The sequence below is a fragment of the Dietzia sp. HMSC21D01 genome (assembly GCF_001815995.1).
GTDB classification, from domain to species: domain Bacteria; phylum Actinomycetota; class Actinomycetes; order Mycobacteriales; family Mycobacteriaceae; genus Dietzia; species Dietzia cinnamea.
On record NZ_KV823817.1, the window covers coordinates 1 to 1,328 of the forward strand.

The 1,328-nt window shown below is 77.3% G+C and carries 1 protein-coding gene and 1 pseudogene; both read right to left on the minus strand.

The window, feature by feature from the left end; translation table 11 throughout:
* Positions 1–628 (minus strand): annotated as a pseudogene (locus tag HMPREF3086_RS04700) (glycosyltransferase family 9 protein); the annotation flags it as partial.
* The coding region (locus tag HMPREF3086_RS04705) for a D-glycero-alpha-D-manno-heptose-1,7-bisphosphate 7-phosphatase (RefSeq protein WP_141763998.1) at positions 628–1,328 on the minus strand (701 nt) is incomplete at its 5' end. The pseudogene HMPREF3086_RS04700 and the gene HMPREF3086_RS04705, both read right to left, overlap by 1 nt.

Here is a 1,328-nt window from a genome sequence, read left to right on the forward strand (position 1 = left end):
CGCGCAGCGCCGCGACGATGCGCCCGGCGTGGGCGGGCGTGAGCGACCGGGCGGGGACGGAGGCACCGGGGTGGACGACGACGAGGTCGCGCCCGTCGCCCGGGAGCAGATCGGTCACGTCGGGGAGCGGGTGTCGCACGGCGAGGCCGGGGATCCGGTCAGGCCGCCGGGCGCCTGCCGCGACGGCGATCTCGACCGCGGCCTCGACCTCGTGCCCGCCGCCGGGCGGGTCGTCGCGGCGGACGCGTACGTCGAGCAGAGAACCGGGGTAGTCGACGCTGGCGGCGGCGATGAACGGCACCCCGGCCAGTCGCAGCAGCAGCGCCATCGGCAGGGGGCTCTGGTGGAACGAGGTGAACACCGCCGCCCGGTCGTAGCCCCCGGACGCGATCCGCTCGACCAGGTCCGCAGTGGCGGCGCGGTCGACCGGCGGCGGACGGAAGCCCGACCACGGGGCGTCGTACACCAGCACCTCGGAGACCGCCGGGAGGAGCCCGGCGGCCGCGAGGCCCTGGGAGGAGACCAGCAGGTCCACCTCGTCGCCCGTCTCGGCGAGCAGGGTCAGGGCGGGGCCGCAGAGCAGCACGTCGCCGTCGGAGTCGAGCCGGACGGCCAGGGTGCGTCCCATCAGCGCAGCACCTCCCCCACCGCCGTGAGCAGGTCGGGGGCGACGCACGGGGCGTCGCGGACCTCCTCGGGCCGGGTCACCGGGGTCGGCACGAGGACCGGTCGGGCGCGTGCGGCCAGGGCGGCCTCGACGTCGGCGCCGATGTCCCCGATGACCACGCACTCACGCGGGTCGACGCCGAGGTCGGCGGCGGCGCCGGTGACGAGACCGGGTTCGGGCTTGCGGCAGCCGCACCCGTCCTCCGGTCCGTGCGGGCAGTACCGCCAGGTGTCCATCCCGCCGAGGAGCTCGTCGACCCGGGCGTTGACCGAGCGGACCGCCGCCTCGTCGAGCAGTCCCCGGGCGATGCCGGACTGGTTGGAGACCACGCCGACCGCCAGGCCGGCGGCGCGGGCCCTGTCGACGGCCTCGCGGGCGCCGGGCATGAGCTCGACCTTCGCCGGGTCCCCGTTGTAGGGCACGTCCCGCACGAGGGTGCCGTCGCGGTCGAACAGCACCGCGCGGGGCGTCGGCGGCCACGGCGTCGCCCCGCGGTGGCGCCGCCACCCGTCGATCCGGTGGCGGACCGCCGCGAACGGGATCGTGAGAGACGTCGGCACCATCCGGCGCACCTCGGCGCGGAACTCCGGGTGCCCGGGCCGGGGACCGGGACCGAGCCGGATCGCCAGGAAGCGGGCGGTGAGGCCGGCCCAGGCCAGCG